This is a genomic window from Paenibacillus sp. FSL M7-0656, from assembly GCF_038003225.1.
Lineage (GTDB): Bacteria > Bacillota > Bacilli > Paenibacillales > Paenibacillaceae > Paenibacillus > Paenibacillus amylolyticus.
This window is the reverse complement of record NZ_JBBOOT010000001.1, coordinates 840,651-859,318: the sequence shown is the minus strand read 5'-3', so window position 1 is coordinate 859,318 and position 18,668 is coordinate 840,651. Positions and strand designations below refer to the sequence as shown.

Here is an 18,668-nt window from a genome sequence, read left to right as displayed (position 1 = left end):
AAATCCTATACTTTGTCAGGTTGTTGTAAAATTATGTAAGGGATACACTTTGGGAGAAGGATCACATCTGATCTAATAATACAAGCTGTGATTCTTTATAAGTCGTTTGAGGATGGTCAGAATCTAAACCGGAAGGATGTGATGATGATTTATGCTCCAGGATTCAGGAGATGCAGGTGAAAACACGGAATTCACTGCACCGCGCGATCCAGTTGGAGTGACAGCGTCGGCAGTCAAGCCCGCAATTGATTTTGAGTCACATAGATATCGCGACATGATTGGCCGATCTCTTCTGAACAAAGGGAATAATGTCAGATTAAAGCGAGCCATTAAGAAGGCAAAAAACGGCGAATCTGTCGTTATCGCTTATATTGGAGGCTCCATTACCCATGGTGCTGGTGCAGTACCTATTCATCTCCAAAGTTACGCTTATCGGTCGTATGAGTCGTTCAAGTTTATGTTTGCGCTTTCAAAAGATAGTCCGATTCATCTGATTAAAGCAGGTGTGGGTGGAACTCCTTCAGAACTGGGGATTGTACGTTATGATCGTGATGTGCTGAGGGGAGGTGCCGTTCAGCCGGATATTGTCATAATCGAATTCGCAGTCAATGACGCAGATGATGAAACCCAAGGTAAATGTTACGAGAGTTTGGTACTCAAAGCACTTACTGCCGATAACAAGCCAGCGGTCATCTTGTTATTCAGTGTATTCGAAAATGACTGGAATCTACAGGATCGTCTCGCTCCGGTAGGCTGGCATTATGATCTTCCAATGGTAAGTGTGAAAGATGCTGTCGTAGATCAGTTCAGCAAGACAAAAGGTGAAGGCAACGTTATTTCCAAAAAGCAATTTTTCCATGATATATATCATCCAACTAACATAGGGCATCGAATTATGGCCGATTGTTTGGAATATTTGTTCGACGTGACGAATCGTTCTGAGTGGGATGAGAAAGATCATGATATTGAAAAAGCTCCGCTAATTGGAAATGAATTTGTTAATGTGAAGCTGTTGGATCGGAAAAACGGCAATCATATTGCCCGAATCGATGCAGGCTCTTTTTGTAAAACGGACACGGATCTGCAGATGGCTGAGATGGATGCTCATGACTATGGTACACCTCAGTTCCCCAACAACTGGATGCGTACAGGAGAGGGAAAAGAGGATCAGAGTAGCTTTCGGATAAGTTTGCAGTGCAAACGCCTCATTCTGATCTTCAAGGATTCTGGTAACGATGAATTCGGAACTGCACATATCAAGGTAGATGGGGTATTTGTCCAAAAAGTCGATCCGCGTCAAGTGAACTGGACCCATTGCCATGCCACACTTCTGCTTAACGAAGAGCATGTGGGGGAGCACTCCATCGAGATCGAAATGGCGGAAGGCCATGAACATAAATGCTTCACTATTCTGGGTTTTGGCTATGTGGATTAACTGAAGACTGATAGTCACTCATATGTTCGGAGGAAAAGAGAATGGAATTGATCTCACCAGCAGTAACGGGATATGACCAGTATCGGGAGAATATACCACGTGGAGTCATGGAGACGGTAGAGTATCCTTCCACCACGGTTGGCAATTCCCGTAAAGCGATGGTGTACACCCCACCAGAATTTTCTTCGACAACGATGTATCCTGTACTTTTTCTTTTGCATGGTATTGGCGGAGACGAAACCGAATGGCATACTCATGGATCTCCGCAAATTATTCTCGATAATCTGTACAACGATAATATGCTTGAACCGATGGTTATTGTTTTCCCCAACGGTCGCGCAATGTCGAATGATCGAGCCGTAGGAGACCTGTTTGAACCTGAGAAAATCAAAGCATTTAAACGGTTCGAATCCGATCTGCTCAACGATTTGATACCTTACATGGAGTCGAACTACCCTTTGCATAAAAGCCGGGATAAAAGGGCGATTGCTGGTTTATCCATGGGTGGAGGTCAATCCTTAAATATCGGATTAAATAATCTAGACCATTTTGCATGGATCGGTGCTTTCTCTGCAGCCCCAAACACCAGAAGTCCGGAGCTACTTGTCCCTGATCTTTCGAAAGCGCCTTCATTACTCTCGCTGTTATGGATCTCTTGCGGTGAACAGGACAATCTTATAGAGATTAGTCTTGGGGTTCACCAATATTTGGCGCAACACGGAGTACCTCACATTTGGCATGAGGAAAGTGGAGGACATGATTGGCCCGTGTGGAAGAACGATTTGTATCTGTTTTCGCAACGTCTTTTCAAGTGAATTTGCTGAAGAACATTCATATCGGATTGTAGCATCAACCAAATCTATTAAAATATCAGGAGGTATAATCTATGTTTAAATTTAGCAAAAAATTGTTAACCGTTGTTCTTGCAGCTTCAATGAGTTTTGGTGTCTTCGCAGCCACATCGAGCGCAGCAACAGATTATTGGCAAAATTGGACAGATGGTGGAGGAACGGTCAACGCCGTGAATGGATCGGGCGGGAATTACAGCGTGAATTGGCAAAATACCGGGAACTTTGTTGTCGGGAAAGGGTGGACATACGGTACGCCTAATCGAGTGGTCAATTATAATGCCGGCGTATTCTCTCCTTCAGGTAACGGCTATCTCACCTTCTATGGTTGGACTAGAAACGCTCTAATTGAATATTACGTGGTGGATAGCTGGGGAACGTATCGTCCTACCGGAACGTATAAGGGCTCGATGACTAGTGATGGCGGCACATATGACATCTATACAACGATGAGATACAATGCACCTTCCATTGATGGTACTCAGACTTTCCCTCAGTATTGGAGTGTTAGACAGACCAAGAAACCAATCGGAGTCAATTCTACCATCACGTTCAGTAATCATGTGAATGCATGGGCGAGCAAAGGGATGTACTTAGGCAACAGCTGGTCCTATCAGGTGATGGCAACGGAAGGTTATCAAAGTAGCGGAAGCGCAAACGTGACGGTTTGGTAAAAATGATGTGATGCAGTTCAACTTCTGCACCTGCATTTGAAATTCAATTTTCCGGTAGCGTTGAGTAACGTTATTCTCCAGACTAACGGACCTCGACGTTGCCGGATTTAAGCTAGTAAAGGAGAATAATTGAATGAAGAAGCTGGTATGGTTAACTTTAATCGCTATAGTTGTTAGTCTAAGTGCTTGTTCAGCAAGTAATACGAAATTAAGCGATGACTTGGTATTCGTCGAAGGAGGAGCCTTCAAGAGCAGTAAGCCGAGTCAGATCGATAGGAATGAAACGCTGGATTCCTTCTATATTGGCAAATACGAAGTAACTCAAAAAGAATGGATGGAGGTTATGGGGGAAAACCCTTCTGGCTTCAAGGGAGATGACCTGCCTGTTGAAATGGTCAGCTGGTATGACGCAGTGGAATACTGTAATCAAAAAAGTATAAAAGAAAACCTGAAACCTTATTACAATATAGATAAAGACAACCAGGACACGAATAATCACAATGAAAATGACACTATAAAATGGAATGTAACGATCAACGAGGACGCCAACGGTTACCGTTTACCCACAGAGGCAGAATGGGAATACGCTGCAAGCGGAGGTCAAAAGAGCTTAAATTACACATACAGCGGAAGTAACAATCCTGATGAAGTTGCTTGGTACTGGGTAAATGCCGGCGAGAACATTCTGACGGGTGACTGGAGCTGGCCCGCTATTGAGAGCAACCGTAATCAAACCAAAAAAGTCGGAACTCAGAAGGCGAATGAGTTAGGAATCTATGATATGTCTGGGAATGTGAGAGAATGGTGCTGGGACTGGTACAGCGATTCGGAGAGTCCCAATCAATCCTGGCGAGTTGTGAAAGGCGGAGGCTGGATCGGCGGTGTCAATAACAATGAAATATCATTTCGAGGCAAATTTGATGCAAATGGTTTTGGTCCCGATCAAGGATTCCGTATTGTGCGTGGAGAATGAAAACTCTTTTACCTGGCAATAGATTACTTCTGATCTAAACCTATACTTTGTCGGGTGAAAACCTATAGTTTAACAGGTTGTTGTACCAAAATGTAAGCGTTACACTTGAATTGTTATCCCGGCACTTCGCTAAAATCGGAGCGTTCTTATAGTACGGTCCGATGGAACCATGTTCTATGTTATTGATAAATGACGATGAGACTGGTAGAAATTTTGTTCTCCAAAGTTGTACGAGCAGACAACAATCCTGCTGTTGTTCTGCTGTTTAGCGTTTTCAGAACAACTGGAATCTACCTATTGATATAGATAAAATACATGCAGCTGATCAAGGATAAAAGTGAGGTGAGCTAATGTACAAGGTCATTGTCGCGGATGATGAGCCGTTTATGCTAGAAGGATGGAGAACAATGATTGACTGGCGAGCTTGTGGATATGAACTCTGCGGAACGGCAACAGATGGGGAGGAAGCACTTGCTTTATTCAACTCGGTTGAACCGGATCTTGTCGTCACGGATATTCAAATGCCTGTTATGGATGGTCTTGGTTTGATTCACACCTTGCGAGAAGATCTCGCCTATACCTCTAAAATTGTTATCGTTACAGGATACTCCGATTTTAATTACGCGAAGCAAGCCATACGGTATCAGGTCGATCAGTACGTGCTTAAACCTCTTGTTCCCGAGGAGATTCATCAAATCCTTATGGACATGATTGAACCTCTGGACAAACGCAGAAATGAGCAAAAACAGCAAAATGGAGTCATGGTTACAGATGAAGCCTATGAGAATCATCTTAATGAATATCTAATAAGCGAAGAATATGATTTAGAGCAAATGATGAACATCTCCAAAGAGATCTTGGCGTTGATTGAAGCAGAAAATACGTATTCTATCGATATTGCAGTGAGTGCACTATTAGAGAAAAGTGAGAAAGCAGAGGTTTCGTTGGAATGGATACATCATGTCATCCGATATATCCATGGGGAGTTGCTACGTAAATATGGAAAAAGAGAGGGTTGCAGAGAAATACTATGTGAAAAAGATTGGCATGAGGCTGCGAGTTGGTCTTCCGGCACATTGCAAGACCTGTGTGTTCGACTGTCCAAGCAACTTTCCCAGTCTGAATTGAAGCAAAAGACGGGTACGGGAGGGCTGGTTGCAGAAGCAGTGAATGAATTGAAGCAGCACTATCGAAGTAAAATTAAATTACAGGATGTAGCTAATCGTATTCACGTGAATTCTGCCTACCTGGGTCAACAGTTCAAGCGGGAGATGGGGGTCAGTTTCAGTGACTATGTGCACCAGCTTCGTGTTGAGGAGGCCCGTAAACTCCTGCGACGTACCAATATGAAGATCACTGACATTGCATTCAGGCTAGGATATCATGATGCTGAATATTTCACCCAAAAGTTCAGAGCGCATACAGGGGAGCTTCCGTCAGTCTATAAAAACAAAAACCAAGGGTGATTATATGCGTCATAAATTCTGGATGTTCAGTAAGGTTAATGATATTCCTCTCCGATCCAAATTTCTGCTTATTTATGTACTTAGTATTCTCCTTCCTGTAATAACGATTAATATCTTCTTTTATGAACGAACCTCTGCGGATATCAAGATTAGAGAACAGGAAAATCTACGTAAATCCATCGACAGGGCTGCGGGGGAACTGCTAGGCATGATTGATGAGAGCGTTGCCCTGAGCCGAATTATTGCAGCAGACGATTCGCTCTATGAGGCACTGGATCGGACCTATCACTCCCCCGTGGATTATTACAACGTCTACCATGCATTCCTGCGAGATAAATTAACACGGTACATGTCAGCGAATATTCTGGAGGTGCGTATCTATACGGATAACGATACCATTCAGACGGGCAGTCATTATATCGTGATGAAAGACAAGAATGTACTCCCTGGATTGAAACAGCTGAAATCCACCAGTGGAGGCATTCTTGTCGTTGATTATATTGAGCCATCCGGATTTAACGCGGGAAGAAGAATCAGTGTGATTGGCAAAATGGATACCTATACTTCCTATGCCAATTACAACAAGTATTCCAAGATTGATCTGGAACTTAGCCGGGTGTACAGCATTTTAAATCGTGAATCAGACAGTCTTCAGCTGCGTCTGGTGGACAGCAACAATCGAACTGTCGTTTCAAGTGGGGATTTCAGCGAAACCGACTTATCCCCCCTTGATAATGAATCAATGCTCAAGGAATCTGGAGATTCTGCTTACACGCTCGAAAAATCGTTGGGGAATCTAGCCTACCTAAAGGGTTGGAAATTGATTGGAGTTGCCGATACGCGTCACCTTGACCACCTTTTGCAAGAAGCCTTTAAATCAATTCTGGGGTTGCTCGCATTAAGTATCGTGGTCCCCTCTGTATTGATCTACATTATTTTGCGTTCCTACCACTATCGGATTCGCAAGTTGTCAAGACATATGGAGAAGGTTCGTAACGAACGATTCGATCTGATTGAAATTCACGAAGGCCGCGACGAAATTGGCGGGCTTATTCGTACATTTAACATCATGATTGGTAAAATTCATACGCTGATTAATGACGTATATAAACTGGAAATCCGCCAAAAAGATCTGGAGCTGGATCAAGTGAGAACTGAATTGTCCATGCTCCAGAGTCAGATGAATCCCCATTTTTTATTTAACACATTGAATGCCTTGCTAGTCGTTAGTACAAAGAATGGATATACGGAAGTAATTGAGATTATTAAAAGTCTGTCCAAGCTGATGAGACAGTTGCTCAGTCATTCTGACAATCTGATTCCTTTGCAAGAAGAGCTACAATTTACGAATCTTTATCTCCAGATTGAGAAGTTTCGCTTTGGAGAGCTGTTTGATTACACCTTCGAGGTTGATCCTGATGCAGCTTCGTTGCTTATTCCCCGCATGAGTATTCAACCGCTCGTCGAAAATGCCTGCAAACACGGCTTGCAGGCGCGAAAAAATGGAAGACAGATCAAGATAACGGCGAGTCGAAACACTTCTGAACTGGTTATTCAGGTGATCGATAATGGAATCGGTATGGATGCAGGGAGATTAACCGAGCTCCTGCGAGATATTCGTTCTGAAAGACCCAGGAACGGCGAGCATGTAGGACTCCGCAATGTCTACCGCAGGTTGGAACTCTTTTATGAAGGAAATGCGATATTTGATCTAAGCAGTGTACCTGGAAAGGAAACTATTGCAGGGTACCGTATACCGATCTCCAAGCTGGAACAGAGGAAATAGGAGGTAAACTCTCATGTATAAAGTGCTGTTAGTCGATGATGAACCTTATGCCATTGAAGGGTTACAGCTTCTGATCAATTGGGAAAAGTATGGTTTTGAAATCAGAGGTGTGTGCGCCAACGGTGAGGAAGCCATTCGGATGATGGAACAAGATCGACCTGATCTCGTGGTGACAGACATTCGTATGCCTGTGATGAATGGGCTGCAACTTGTAGAAGAAGCACGACGATTGGAACATGAGTCTGTGCTGTTTGTCATCACGAGTGGATACAGTGACTTTAATTATGCCAGACAAGCTATTCGATTAGGTGTCTCTAACTATTTAACCAAACCGGTTGATAGTACAGAAGCAGAGGATATGTTGGTCCGTCTCCGTATGCAATTGCAGGAGCGTGAAACCCAGGAGCGTATAAGGGAACATGCAAACGAGCAAAGGATCAAAGCGTTTTTGTCCGCACTGATTAAGGATAAGCAAAATATATCGGAGGAGGAGATGTCAGAGATACCTCCTCGTTTAAACAAGTCCCATTGGGCATACCTGCGGATAGCCTTTCAGGGAGATATTCAGGAAGTCTGTCCAGTAGTCGAACAAACGGCTGAAGAAACAACTTGCTGTTATGTGATAGACAGAACAAGAGACTCATTGGGACTTGTATGGGGGGAGGAAACGAATGATAGAAATGAGACGTTTGAAGCAATTAAAGCTTTTACCCAGCGTTTAATGAATAATATGCAACATAACGGCTGCGGAGATATTCATATCGCGGTTGGATTAACGGTCAACAAACTGGAGCATTTATCTGAATCCTTCCGCTCCGCTCAGGAAGTTGGGCGTTATTTGTTTTTTAATCAAGAGCATCTTTTGTTTGCCGAAGATATTCAGCTGGAGAATTGGCAGTTTGATCCGGAAACGCTGTCAGAGGTGGACCATATTTGCGATTTGCTTGAAAACGGTTCTGTGGAGGAACTCTCGTCTGCGATTCGGAGTGCTTTTGAACTGTTTGTACAGATGAAGGCTGCGCCAGAGATTGTACATATTTTCTCTACCCATATTATATTCCGCGGATTGTCCCTGTGCAGAGAATTAGGAGGAGAACCTAATGCTCTAATGAACGAATTGGCGAGCGGAATTCTGGAGAAGGGCCATCGAAATATAGAAGAGGTTGCTAACAATCTGGAACATTTCTGTTTACAATGCAAGTCAGCACTGGCAATTTTCCGGGAGAGGCAAATGGGTGGCATCCAGGCGACGGTTGCTGAATATGTGCAGATGCATTACAGGGAGACATTTACGATCCAGGAGCTCGCAGAACGATTCTACGTGAATCCTGTCCATTTAGGGCAATCCTTTTTGCGAAAGTATGGTAAGGGTGTAATCGAGGTAGTACATGATCTAAGAATGGAAGAAGCGAAGCGTCTGCTCCAGCAGACGAATCAAACATCCAGTGCGATTGCGGAGCAAGTAGGGTACCGCAGTTACCAGCATTTTCTCAGACACTTCGAAAAACGAACAGCCATGAAACCAGTAGAATACAGGCAAAAGTATGCGAATTGATCCATGGAAAAGAAGAACCCCTCCTGAATAAGACCTACAATTACAGGGGGGTAGACCTTAAATGTATATATTTTGTAACCGCATACATTTCTTCATACTAAAAACAGTAAGACATACCACTTCCAAGGAGGGCAAGTACATGGGGGGACTTAAGAAAAAGAAGCTTTGGGGTTCCGTATCACTCGTTCTGGCTTTGAGTTTGGCACTGGCAGGATGCAGCGGTGACAATGAGAAAGCGACTACAAAGGATGGGAAAGAGGTACTGAACATCTCGGCCTTTATCGGAACGCCAAATCAGGCGCCAGCTAAAGATAACCGAATCTACAAGAAGATTCAGGATGAACTCGGCGTTAATCTTGAGATGGAGTTTCTAGTAGGTGATCTTCAACAGAAGTTGGGCGTTATGATTGCCGGGGGCGATTTCCCGGATCTGATCACAGCAGACACCAAGTTGGTCTCAGCGGGTGCGGTTATTCCGCTCGAAGATCTCATTGAAGAGCATGCACCTAATCTGAAGAAACATTTCGGTAAAGACTGGAACCGGATGAAAGATTCCAGTGACGGACATATTTACTGGTTGCCTAACTATGGAGTGTATACAGGAGAGTTCATTAGTAACTATTATTCTGGTCCTGCATTCTGGATCCAAAAGTCCATACTGAAGGATGCCGGGTACCCAACTCCTAAAACGTTGGATGATTTCACAAAGTTGGTCCGTGATTATGCAGCCAAGAATCCAACTATTGATGGTCAACCAACGATTGGTTTCACTACATTGGCTTCAGACTGGCGGACGTTCCCTTTGCTTAACCCACCTGAACATCTTACGGGTCACCCCAACGATGGGGGCGTAGTCGTAGATGATAGTGGAGTCGCAACCGTTTTTGCCGACAAAGATATCTCCAAACGGTATTATAAGGAACTAAACAATCTGTACAACGAGGGATTGCTGGATAAAGAAGCCTTTGTTCAGAACTACGATCAATATCTGGCCAAAATTTCTTCGGGACGTGTGCTTAGTATGTTCGACCAGCACTGGAATTTCCAAGCCGGCGAAGACCCACTCGTAGCACAGGGGAAAATTGGCCAGACATACGTAGGCTTCCCGCTTGTCTATGATACAAGTATCACAGATCATTATCTGGATCGTCCGGTCATTAACTTGAACAATGGTTTTGGTATCAGTAAAGATGCCGAAGACCCTGTCGCACTGATCAAATTCCTCGATAAGCTTATGGACGAGAAGTACCAGAAGCTCTTGTCATGGGGTGAAGAGGGTGTAGACTACCAAGTGAATGAAGAGGGAAGATTCTATCGTACACCAGAGCAACGGACAGAGCAGGATGATCCAGCATGGAGATTGGTTAACAAAGCTGAAGGTTTCTACGCTGCTGCACCGAAGCTCGAAGGAACATTTGAAGATGGCAATGCAATTGGAGCGATCAACCAACCTGAGGAATTCTATGACAACCTCAAACCGGAAGATAAAGAACTTCTGGATGCATACGGCTTCAAAACGTGGAGTGACTTCTTCTCTCCTGCACCAGAAAATCCAGTGTACTATCCAGCATGGCAGGTCGATCTGAAAGAAGGCTCTGATGCTGCGGTAGCGAACAAACAAATGACAGACACTTCATTGAAATTCTTGCCTAAAGCAATCATGTCAAAACCGAATGAGTTCGATAACATTTGGACTGAATATGTAGACGCTTACAAGAAGATCGATGTCAAATCCTATGAAGATCGAATTAATGATCAACTGAAATGGAGAATCGAGAACTGGTCTGTTAAATAAAAAAATGCGGCAATGATTCTCTCGGAAGGTATCAACCAAAGGATTACTCAGGCGAGTGCCTTCCGGGGACATCATGCTTAAAGTCGCTGCAAGCCAATAGGAGGAGTGAAAGATGGCGAACACGCCTGGAGCCATACCAGAGCAAACCACCCGTACAGTCGTTCCCAAAGCACCACTGTTAAAACGATTGCGCGGACAAAGACAACTCATGTTCATGTCATTGCCCATCGTTGCGTACATTCTCGTATTCTCGTATTATCCCATTTGGGGCTGGGTTATGGCCTTTCAGAATTACAGTCCTGCGAAGAGTTTCACGCAGCAGGAATGGGTCGGGCTCAAACACTTTAAGTTTTTGCTAACAGACGATGCATTTCTTAACGTGCTTCGTAATACCATTGCGATGAGCGTCATCAATATGGTGCTCGGATTTGCGACAGCAATTATATTTGCCATTTTACTTAATGAGATCAAACATAAGTTATATAAACGAACCATTCAAACAATATCGTATTTACCTCACTTTCTCTCATGGATTATTGTGACAGGTATCGTAGCAAGTTCACTATCTGTAGATGGTGGGATTGTGAATGTGGTACTCATGAAGCTGCATATCATTCAAGAACCTATCATGTGGCTTAGCGTTCCGGAATACTTCTGGGGCATTGTAGGCGCATCCCATGTATGGAAAGAAGTTGGCTGGAATGCCATTATTTATTTGGCGGCCATCACGTCTATCGATCCTTCCCTCTATGAAGCGGCAGAGATTGATGGTGCGAACCGATATAAGAAAATGCTGTATGTGACCTTACCCGGAATCAAATCCATTGTTATCATTTTGCTGATCATGAATATGGGCTGGATTTTGGAAGCTGGATTCGAGGTTCAGTATCTGTTAGGTAATGGTGTGGTTGTCGACTGGTCACAGACGATAGATATATTTGTCCTGAAGTACGGACTACAGATCGGGAATTATTCTTTGGCTACTGCGGCAGGTATCTTCAAAACAGTAGTTAGTATCACGCTGATCTTTGCGGCGAATTCAATTTCCAAACGGCTCGGGGAAGACCGATTAATATAAGGGGGACTAGAGATGGGAATCAATAAATCTCGGCTTGAACCGATTGTCTTCCATACGTTAAATGGTATACTGATGATCGCAATCGCGATTGTTACCCTGTATCCGTTTGTGAATACACTCGCCGTATCATTCAATGCCGGTAATGACACCATCCGGGGTGGGATTTATCTGTGGCCTCGGGTATGGACAGATCAAAACTACAGAGCAGTATTTGCAGGAGGGACCATCTTCAGCGCCTTTGGTATATCTGTGGCGAGAACGGTTTTGGGGACAGTTTTAAGTCTATTCTTAACCTCCATGCTGGCTTACACACTAAGCCGAAAAGATTATATATTACGAAAGCCCATTACCATTACAGTTGTTCTTACGATGTATTTTAGTGCAGGTCTTATTCCAACTTACTTCCTAATGAAAGATTTGCATTTGTTAAACAACTTCCTGGTGTACATTATTCCTGGGCTGATCAGTGCCTTTAATATGATTGTTATTCGAACTTATATCCAGACACTACCCGAGGGATTGATCGAATCCGCCAAAATCGATGGTGCTGGAGATTTCAGAACATTCATTTCCATTATTCTACCGCTGTGCCAACCGGTTCTTGCTACTGTTGCACTGTTCATTGCAGTCGGTCAATGGAATTCTTGGTTTGATACGTTTCTGTATGCATCTTCCAAACAAAACCTAAGCACGTTGCAATATGAGTTGATGAAACTATTATCATCTTCTATGAATTCCAACAGCAGTGCAGCCGTTGCCAATGGTGCAGATCTTGGTGCGGCGCGTAACATGGTCACACCTGTATCTATTCGGGCAGCGATTACGATTGTTGCGGCATTACCCATCTTAGTCGTATATCCATTTTTGCAGAAGTATTTCGTTCATGGCTTGCAGCTTGGAGGGGTAAAAGAGTAAACTTAATGCAGTTCCAGATAACCGATCAAAAACGGTCACTAGGTGACCGTTTTTTCATGTTTTTTAAACGGCAGACCTTAGTATGTCAATTGCACACGAATCGAACTTATTCAATAATGTTGTTGACAATTAAATTAAAGTTACTATAATTTATATTTACTTGATTCACCAGTCAGTCTCTTTTCAGGGTGCCACTGCGCGCGAAAGCCCTATATCAAGAACTGTCCACAGCGCCTGACCATCCCGAGCCCTTACCACTTTATCAAGGAGACTGAAGAGAAAATGAAAGTATTAATCGTGGAAGACTCCATTTTCGTACAGAAATTACTTACAAAGCTGATTGTTGATCATATTCCAGAATGCGAGATTCAGATTGCTAATAATGGAGAGCAAGGATACAACCTATTCAAGGAATTTCAACCTGATTTTATAACCACCGACCTGCTAATGCCTGGTTTGAACGGACAAGAAATGCTTCGAATGATTCGAGAAACGGATAGCAATGTCAAAATTATTATCTTATCCGCAGATATTCAGAAGACAACTAGGGATGAAGTTGAAATGTTAGGCATTTCTGGTTTTCTGAATAAACCGTTAACCGCAGAGAAGGCAACTACCATGATTCAACTGATTCAGGCGGCCTATCATGCTGAATGATTTACAGAAGGATTTGCTTACTGAACTAGTGAACGTTTACGTGGGACAAGCGGCTAACATGTTGTCAGAGATTGTAGACAAGCGTATCGTTTTGAATATTCCGGAAGTGGAACTAATCTCCATATCCGATGTTGATCCTGGAGATCGAAGATACAACATTTTCTTTAGTGAAGGTCACCTGTTTAGGTCATCCTTACAGTTTGGATACGAATTTCAGGGAAAAGCATTTCTGATGTTTCCTGTTGAGCAGGCTAAAGTATTGGCAAACATCTGTCTTGGAGAACTGGGTGAGAGCGTTATACCGAACGATCCGAACCTGATGGATACGGATTTGGACGTTTTGAAGGAAGTTAGCAATGTCCTGCTTAACGCCATTATTGGAGAATTCGGTAATTTCCTCGAGATCAAACTGGAATACGTCCTGCCTGATATTGAACTGATCTATGTCACCAATTCCGATCAACAAATATTGCTTCAGAATGAAGTTTATGTCCTGGTTTTACATACCTCGTTTTTACTTGCCGATACGGATGTGACAGGTATCATTGTCATAGCACTGAGTATGAACTCCATATCGAGCCTGCTGGCCAAAATGGACGCTTTGTTGGAGGCGGGCAATGGATAATCTTATTTCACAAGCTTTGAACAAAGCCCATATGGGAATAATGATCGTGGACAGGCATTTGAAAATTGTTGTGTGGAATGCCTGGTTGGAGCGCTTTACTGGCAAGAATGTAGAAGAGGTAGTAGGCTTGAATCTGCTTGAGGTCTGCCCACGGTTTAAGTCGAACATGTATTTAAATATTTTGCAAAATGCGCTGTATCATGGACAGAGCAGATTTTGCTCAAGCGCGTTACATAAGGCATTCATTCTTCCTAATGAAGGAGAGGATGAACAATTATTCAGACAAAATATGCATGTTGAACCGCTCTATCATGAAGATCGGAGTTATGCCCTTATTCAGATTACTGACATGACTAACACCAATACCAGGGTATATAAACTTAAAAATCTGATCAAAGAACTGGAGACGGAGTACGCCAAAATCAAAATCTCCGAGAAAATCAGCAAGCATTTGTCTTTGCATGATCCACTTACCGGTCTGCCTAATCGTCTTGCTTATAATGACCGTCTTGCCTGGGCCATCAGTAATGCCAAAAGAAACCATAACAAACTAGCCGTCATGTTTGTGGATGCTGATGGGTTTAAACAAGTGAATGATACATATGGACACCATGTTGGCGATCAAGTGTTGCTGGAAATGGCAAAGCGATTAAGTGAAACAATTCCAAGTGCGGACACTGTAGCTCGGCTTGGCGGGGACGAATTCATCATTTTAAGCCATCTGAAAGATGATCACGATGCTGAAGTCATCGCCAAAAGATTGGAAGCTGCATTCAGTACCCATTTCAAGATTGCCGGAAACTATATCAACCTTTCGATGAGTATTGGTATCAGCCTATTTCCCAAGCATGGACAGGAGCCTTCCGAACTTCTGAGACATGCGGATGGAGCTATGTACAAGATTAAAAAGAATGGCAAGAATGGTTACGGAATTTATGAGCCTGAAAATGTTTAAGAAATCTAAATTGTGTTTTTTAATAAAGTTGCTATAATAGCAACTTTATTTGTCTATACAATTAACATAAGAAAAAATATGTTTTTTCTATGAATAATATTTTTTACGTATGAAGATGATAAAATAATTATTGAGTAAAGTAGTAATAAATCAGCCAGTGATACTTATAAAGGAGTGCACATATTGAATGTAATAGATGGATCGATAATCGTACTTTTGCTGTTCAGTTTCTATATTCTATTACTGTACGGAATGCCGATTATCTTAATCATAGTGGGGTATTTCATATTTAAAGGGTACAAGAAGCGCAGGGGTATGAAGACGAACGATAAGTCGGTGGCTCCTGATGGTCAGCAAGCTAATATTAAACCATAGGATTAATAGTTGATATCACAATATTGAGCGGGACCAGAGTAAGGCCCGATGGAGAGCCGCTATATTAGCGGCTTTTTTGGATTTTATTAAATAAGAAGAAGTCTGAAAGAGGCGATAGTCAGAACAGTACCAAAAGCAAGGAGAAAAACGCCTCTAAACTTGATGCCCATCATATCGTATTCATGAAGTTCATCCTTCGTACGATTAAAAGGCCATGAATTGGGTCGTCTCAGTGCTCTAACTCCAAAGAATAAACCAATCATTCCAAGTGACAGAAAGAAAAAGAAGAAAAACATATCATCCCCCCTTTAACAAAGATAAGTAATATGGAAGCCTAGTTTAAGTTGTTTAGCCGTATTCTTTGCCAAAGTCCTCCATCTTTTCAAGGATCGGTAATAACTTCATTCCCTTGTCTGTTAACGAATACTCAACTCGTGGAGGAACTTCCGGATATACATCACGTTGTATAACACCATCATTCTCCAACTCTTTAAGCTGCTTTGTAAGGGAGCCTTGAGACAGATCTCCAAGGAATTTTTTGATATCCGTATATCGCCGTGTTTCGTCTTTTAGGTACCATAAAATAAAATATTTCCAACGCCCAGAAAGGACATTCTGAGTAAAAGCTATGGCGTACATGTCACTTTTTCCATCTATAAACTCTTGTTCAAATCCTTCGTTGCAAACTCTCATTCATATCACTCCTGATCCAAAGGTACATAAAGATGTACTATGTTCATTTAAATTGCCCTCTTTGCTAATAAAACAAATACACCTATGATGGTGTCAACACCAAAACAATTTTAGTTTACCTAAAGTATGAAAGAATAATTAATGTTATCTCGATTGAATAGTTAGCAAGCTAAATAAATATATCATAGAAATGAGTGACTGATAAGGGCTGGAGCCAAACCGATATTCGATCATACTGTAAATTTTAACAAGGGAGATGTTTAACAATGAGTAAAAAAATTCGTACAGGTATCATAGGGGCATCCATTAATAACGGGTGGGCGAGTGGAACACATATTCCAGCTATTCAGCATTTGGATGAATTCGAGCTTACAGCGGTTGGGACAAGTAATATGGTGAGTGCAAAGAAAAGCGCAGAAGCTTTCTATGCAGATCACGGCTTTGATAATATGAAAGAGTTGGCTCAGCATCCTGATGTGGATATGGTCGTTGTCAGTATTAACGTCAAGGAACATTATAACGCCGTTAAAGCCGTTGTACCTGCTGGCAAACCAATCTATTGTGAATGGCCACTGGGTTCGAATACAGAGGAAGCCTTGGAAATGCAGGAATGGGTAGCGTCCGCACAACAGCCAAATGCGATTGGATTACAGGCTAGACAAGCCCCGGCCGTTCAATATGTTAAAGATTTATTGGCAGAAGGTTATGTCGGTAAAGTGTTGTCTGCCAACCTGAAGATCTCTATAGATGGCATGGGTGGCGTTGGTGACAAGTCGACTGCGTACTTGTATGACCGGAAAGTTGGAGGGAACTTGCTGACCATTGTAGGGGGCCATAATCTGGATGCCTTCACTTACATGCTTGGGGACTTTACAGAATTGTCTGCCACCACAGCTCAACAGTTTTCAGAAGTTGAATTGGTAGATATTCAGAAAGTCATCAAGAAAACAACGGATGATCAGATCATGATTACAGGAAAATTGACTAATGGGGCAGCAGCCAGTGTTCATATTCAAGGTGGAGTCAAACATCAGACAGGACTCACACTTGAAATTTTCGGAGACTACGGCACGATTGTGCTGAGCGCCCCGGCATCCATTCAATTCGGATCACACCAATTACGCGGTGCAGGATCTACGGACAACGAGCTTCGTGAACTACCCATTCCCGATGCCTATTACTCGGCTCCACATTCTTTATATAACGACTCCGGAATTGTTCTGAACATGGCTCAGGCTTATCGTAAGTTTGCCAAAGATATTCAAGAAGGTACTACCTTAGCACCTAATTTCGCGGATGCGGTGAAACTTCATCAGTTACTGGATGCCGTCGAGAAATCAGCCCAGACCGGTGAACGTCAATATCTATAACCCTCACTAAACGGAACAAAATCTGATCCATCCATATACTTAGCATGCTAAATATATTCACGCTATAGTAAGGGCACAAATATCTGTGCCTGTCCAGAACGAAGGAGAAAATCGTTATGAAAAAAAGAAGTGAAATGCAACTGGCTTTACAGATGGTTTCGGGTTATGGAGCCGAATTTAGCGCATGGAGAATGCCTGGCACGGATCCTGCAGCTTACACCAATATGGATAGTTATGTAGAACGGGCTAAATTAGCTGAACAAGGAAAATTTCAAATGATTTTCATCGCTGACACTCCAGTATTATCCAATAATTTAGGCCCACAGACACCTATGTTTCCTATGGACCCCATGTTGGCACTGATGGCAGTAGCAAGAGAGACACAACACATCGGGCTTGTGGCTACCCTCTCTACAACATTTAATTATCCCTACAACATTGCACGTCAGTTCAAAGCACTGGATGTTATCAGTCATGGACGTGTGGGATGGAATGCGGTTACCACATCCGACCCCCTAGCGGCTGCTAATTTCGGTGCCCGGGTTGAAAATCGCCAAGAGCGCTATGACAAGGCACATGAAAGCATACAAATTGTTCAGGCCTTGTGGGGGAGTTGGGAACCAGACGCTTGGACGTTAGATGTAGAAGGAGGGGAATTTGCGGATATGGACAAAATCCAGCCTATTAACCTTCAGGGTCAATATTATGCATCTCGTGGTCCTTTGCCCATTCCGCCCTCTGAGCAAGGGCAGCCAGTGATTTTCCAGGCAGGGGGAGGAGGTGAAGGATTAGAATTAGCTGGGAAATATGCTTCGGGAGTGTACGCCAATCCTTATGATATTACGTCTGCCCGTGAACACAGACAAGCCATAAGGCAAAGTGCTGCCCGTTTCGGTCGAAACCCCGATGATATCAAAATGTTTGCAGGTTTTATGTTTTCTCTGGCTTCAACGGAGGAAGAAGCTCTGGATCGTCGGAAACAGCTTATGAGTTTTAATCCCCAGGAAATCCCTAGCAGGGTAAGTTACCTCGGCTCCATGGTTGGTTTACCCTTATCGGTAAACTCAGTAGATATAGATCAACCTTTAGCGCCAGACTTGTTGAAAAATGCATATGCCAACCCCATGGACCCACGTTCTCCGAGAGCCTTAAAGTTATTAAAAAAAGGACTCTCTGTAAGGGATGTTCTCGCTCACGGGGTCATCAACTATCATCCGGTTGTTGCAGGCACCCCGACACAGGTTGCTGACTTCTTGGAAGAATGGTTTTTGGCTGAAGCATGTGACGGATTCTCAGTCGTGCCCGATGTATCTTTTGATGGCGTTGCAGATTTTGTGAATCAGGTAGTACCTATCTTGCAGGAACGCGGTTTGTTCCATAAGGAATATGAAGGAAAAACACTACGCGAGAATATGGGCGTTCCTTACGAATACGGATTGCAGGAACATGGAATCAACGAATAAAGGAG

At 43.0% G+C, this 18,668-nt stretch carries 16 protein-coding genes; 15 read left to right on the top strand and 1 reads right to left on the bottom strand.

Going from position 1 to position 18,668, the window contains the following annotated elements:
* Positions 1-151 precede the first annotated feature (151 nt).
* From MHI01_RS03640 to MHI01_RS03580, 13 genes are all read left to right on the top strand, one after another.
* Positions 152-1,435: an SGNH/GDSL hydrolase family protein gene (locus tag MHI01_RS03640; RefSeq protein ID WP_101313767.1), complete on the top strand. Its 1,284-nt coding sequence runs from the start codon at positions 152-154 to the stop codon at positions 1,433-1,435.
* Positions 1,436-1,476: 41 nt separating this feature from the next.
* The gene (locus MHI01_RS03635; protein WP_076253046.1) at positions 1,477-2,250 is read left to right on the top strand and encodes an alpha/beta hydrolase; all 774 of its coding nucleotides are present in this window, start codon (positions 1,477-1,479) and stop codon (positions 2,248-2,250) included.
* A 71-nt stretch (positions 2,251-2,321) separates the two neighbouring features.
* The gene (locus MHI01_RS03630) at positions 2,322-2,957 is read left to right on the top strand and encodes a glycoside hydrolase family 11 protein (RefSeq protein ID WP_036615877.1); all 636 of its coding nucleotides are present in this window, start codon (positions 2,322-2,324) and stop codon (positions 2,955-2,957) included.
* 133 nt (positions 2,958-3,090) lie between these two features.
* Positions 3,091-3,930, top strand: coding sequence for a formylglycine-generating enzyme family protein (locus tag MHI01_RS03625; RefSeq protein WP_101313768.1), 840 nt, complete (start codon positions 3,091-3,093; stop codon positions 3,928-3,930).
* A gap of 350 nt (positions 3,931-4,280) precedes the next feature.
* Complete coding sequence (locus MHI01_RS03620; RefSeq protein WP_101313769.1) at positions 4,281-5,396, top strand: response regulator transcription factor; 1,116 nt, start codon at positions 4,281-4,283, stop codon at positions 5,394-5,396.
* A 4-nt stretch (positions 5,397-5,400) separates the two neighbouring features.
* Positions 5,401-7,182: a sensor histidine kinase gene (locus tag MHI01_RS03615; RefSeq protein WP_101313770.1), complete on the top strand. Its 1,782-nt coding sequence runs from the start codon at positions 5,401-5,403 to the stop codon at positions 7,180-7,182.
* Between the two features lie 13 nt (positions 7,183-7,195).
* Entirely contained in the window at positions 7,196-8,737 is a 1,542-nt protein-coding gene (locus MHI01_RS03610) for a response regulator (protein ID WP_340982550.1), read from the top strand.
* 139 nt (positions 8,738-8,876) lie between these two features.
* Positions 8,877-10,532: an extracellular solute-binding protein gene (locus MHI01_RS03605; RefSeq protein WP_036671131.1), complete on the top strand. Its 1,656-nt coding sequence runs from the start codon at positions 8,877-8,879 to the stop codon at positions 10,530-10,532.
* A 112-nt stretch (positions 10,533-10,644) separates the two neighbouring features.
* A complete protein-coding gene (locus MHI01_RS03600; RefSeq protein ID WP_017688458.1) occupies positions 10,645-11,610 on the top strand; it encodes an ABC transporter permease in 966 nt (321 codons plus the stop codon).
* Positions 11,611-11,622: 12 nt separating this feature from the next.
* Positions 11,623-12,525 (top strand): carbohydrate ABC transporter permease, encoded by a 903-nt coding sequence (locus tag MHI01_RS03595; RefSeq protein WP_017688457.1) that lies wholly within the window; start codon positions 11,623-11,625, stop codon positions 12,523-12,525.
* A gap of 282 nt (positions 12,526-12,807) precedes the next feature.
* Complete coding sequence (locus MHI01_RS03590; RefSeq protein ID WP_036615858.1) at positions 12,808-13,182, top strand: response regulator transcription factor; 375 nt, start codon at positions 12,808-12,810, stop codon at positions 13,180-13,182.
* Complete coding sequence (locus MHI01_RS03585; RefSeq protein ID WP_076253050.1) at positions 13,172-13,807, top strand: chemotaxis protein CheC; 636 nt, start codon at positions 13,172-13,174, stop codon at positions 13,805-13,807. The genes MHI01_RS03590 and MHI01_RS03585 overlap by 11 nt, the downstream gene beginning before the upstream one ends.
* Positions 13,800-14,762 carry a sensor domain-containing diguanylate cyclase gene (locus tag MHI01_RS03580; RefSeq protein ID WP_047842973.1) on the top strand — a complete coding sequence of 321 codons (963 nt, stop codon included), beginning with the start codon at positions 13,800-13,802 and terminating at the stop codon, positions 14,760-14,762. Before MHI01_RS03585 ends, MHI01_RS03580 begins: the two co-directional genes overlap by 8 nt.
* A 723-nt stretch (positions 14,763-15,485) precedes the next feature.
* Here the strand turns inward: MHI01_RS03580 and MHI01_RS03575 are convergent.
* A complete protein-coding gene (locus MHI01_RS03575; RefSeq protein WP_074095086.1) occupies positions 15,486-15,830 on the bottom strand; it encodes a winged helix-turn-helix transcriptional regulator in 345 nt (114 codons plus the stop codon).
* A 266-nt stretch (positions 15,831-16,096) separates the two neighbouring features.
* Between MHI01_RS03575 and MHI01_RS03570 the strand changes: the two genes are divergently transcribed.
* Positions 16,097-17,200, top strand: coding sequence for a Gfo/Idh/MocA family protein (locus MHI01_RS03570; RefSeq protein WP_340982549.1), 1,104 nt, complete (start codon positions 16,097-16,099; stop codon positions 17,198-17,200).
* 116 nt (positions 17,201-17,316) lie between these two features.
* Entirely contained in the window at positions 17,317-18,663 is a 1,347-nt protein-coding gene (locus MHI01_RS03565; RefSeq protein WP_340982548.1) for an NtaA/DmoA family FMN-dependent monooxygenase, read from the top strand.
* The last annotated feature ends 5 nt before the right edge of the window (positions 18,664-18,668 follow it).

What these genes read in the sequence shown, in the direction of transcription:
- MHI01_RS03640 (WP_101313767.1), top strand. Translation starts at nt 152, where the DNA reads ATGCTCCAGGATTCAGGAGATGCAGGTGAAAACACGGAATTCACTGCA.
- MHI01_RS03635 (WP_076253046.1), top strand. Translation starts at nt 1,477, where the DNA reads ATGGAATTGATCTCACCAGCAGTAACGGGATATGACCAGTATCGGGAG.
- MHI01_RS03630 (WP_036615877.1), top strand. Translation starts at nt 2,322, where the DNA reads ATGTTTAAATTTAGCAAAAAATTGTTAACCGTTGTTCTTGCAGCTTCA.
- MHI01_RS03625 (WP_101313768.1), top strand. Translation starts at nt 3,091, where the DNA reads ATGAAGAAGCTGGTATGGTTAACTTTAATCGCTATAGTTGTTAGTCTA.
- MHI01_RS03620 (WP_101313769.1), top strand. Translation starts at nt 4,281, where the DNA reads ATGTACAAGGTCATTGTCGCGGATGATGAGCCGTTTATGCTAGAAGGA.
- MHI01_RS03615 (WP_101313770.1), top strand. Translation starts at nt 5,401, where the DNA reads ATGCGTCATAAATTCTGGATGTTCAGTAAGGTTAATGATATTCCTCTC.
- MHI01_RS03610 (WP_340982550.1), top strand. Translation starts at nt 7,196, where the DNA reads ATGTATAAAGTGCTGTTAGTCGATGATGAACCTTATGCCATTGAAGGG.
- MHI01_RS03605 (WP_036671131.1), top strand. Translation starts at nt 8,877, where the DNA reads ATGGGGGGACTTAAGAAAAAGAAGCTTTGGGGTTCCGTATCACTCGTT.
- MHI01_RS03600 (WP_017688458.1), top strand. Translation starts at nt 10,645, where the DNA reads ATGGCGAACACGCCTGGAGCCATACCAGAGCAAACCACCCGTACAGTC.
- MHI01_RS03595 (WP_017688457.1), top strand. Translation starts at nt 11,623, where the DNA reads ATGGGAATCAATAAATCTCGGCTTGAACCGATTGTCTTCCATACGTTA.
- MHI01_RS03590 (WP_036615858.1), top strand. Translation starts at nt 12,808, where the DNA reads ATGAAAGTATTAATCGTGGAAGACTCCATTTTCGTACAGAAATTACTT.
- MHI01_RS03585 (WP_076253050.1), top strand. Translation starts at nt 13,172, where the DNA reads ATGCTGAATGATTTACAGAAGGATTTGCTTACTGAACTAGTGAACGTT.
- MHI01_RS03580 (WP_047842973.1), top strand. Translation starts at nt 13,800, where the DNA reads ATGGATAATCTTATTTCACAAGCTTTGAACAAAGCCCATATGGGAATA.
- MHI01_RS03575 (WP_074095086.1), bottom strand. Translation starts at nt 15,830, where the DNA reads ATGAGAGTTTGCAACGAAGGATTTGAACAAGAGTTTATAGATGGAAAA.
- MHI01_RS03570 (WP_340982549.1), top strand. Translation starts at nt 16,097, where the DNA reads ATGAGTAAAAAAATTCGTACAGGTATCATAGGGGCATCCATTAATAAC.
- MHI01_RS03565 (WP_340982548.1), top strand. Translation starts at nt 17,317, where the DNA reads ATGAAAAAAAGAAGTGAAATGCAACTGGCTTTACAGATGGTTTCGGGT.